Source organism: Protofrankia sp. CiP1_Cm_nod2, assembly GCF_920664355.1.
Lineage (GTDB): Bacteria > Actinomycetota > Actinomycetes > Frankiales > Frankiaceae > Protofrankia.
Genome location: NZ_CAKKTL010000081.1, coordinates 20,420 through 20,908 on the forward strand (window position 1 = coordinate 20,420; position 489 = coordinate 20,908).

Sequence of the window (489 nt, forward strand, 5' to 3'; positions counted from 1 at the left end):
ACGATCCGGCTGGGCGCCCGGGACGGGCCGGGCGGTGAGCACCGGCACAACCGCGGCGACAGCCGGATCCTCCTCGAGGAACTCGGGCTCCTCCGCCGCCGGCAGCGCGAAAAAAACATGATCGCGACTTCGCCGACCGCTGGGGCCGCGGCCATCGGGGAGTGCGGAGGACTGGCCCTCCCGGGCCTCGCGGGCCTCCCAGACGTCACGGAGATCGGCGTTGTCGAGGTCCTCCGCCACGCCAGCGGCCGGCCCACCGGCCTCCGCGTGGGTGGGCTGCCCGCCGGCAGCGCCGGTATCCGGCTGGCCCGCCACCACGGTGTCCTCACCGACAGCCGGCTCGAGGGCAGCCGGCTCGAGGGTGGCCGGCTCGAGGGCAGCCGGCTCGAGGGCAGCCGGCTCGAGGGCAGCCGGCTCGAGGGCAGCCGGCTCGAGGGTGGCCGGCTCGAGGGTGGCCGGCTCGAGGGTGGCCGGAACATCCGGCCGGGT

The 489-nt window shown here is 76.5% G+C and carries 2 protein-coding genes; one reads left to right on the plus strand and one right to left on the minus strand.

The window, feature by feature from the left end:
- Window positions 1–240 (minus strand): hypothetical protein (locus tag NBW84_RS11335; RefSeq protein ID WP_250284360.1); only part of this gene is annotated, 240 nt, incomplete at its 3' end.
- A gap of 27 nt (window positions 241–267) precedes the next feature.
- Between NBW84_RS11335 and NBW84_RS11340 the strand changes: the two genes are divergently transcribed.
- Window positions 268–489, plus strand: a 222-nt coding sequence (locus NBW84_RS11340) for a pentapeptide repeat-containing protein (RefSeq protein ID WP_250284362.1), incomplete at its 3' end; no start/stop codon positions are given.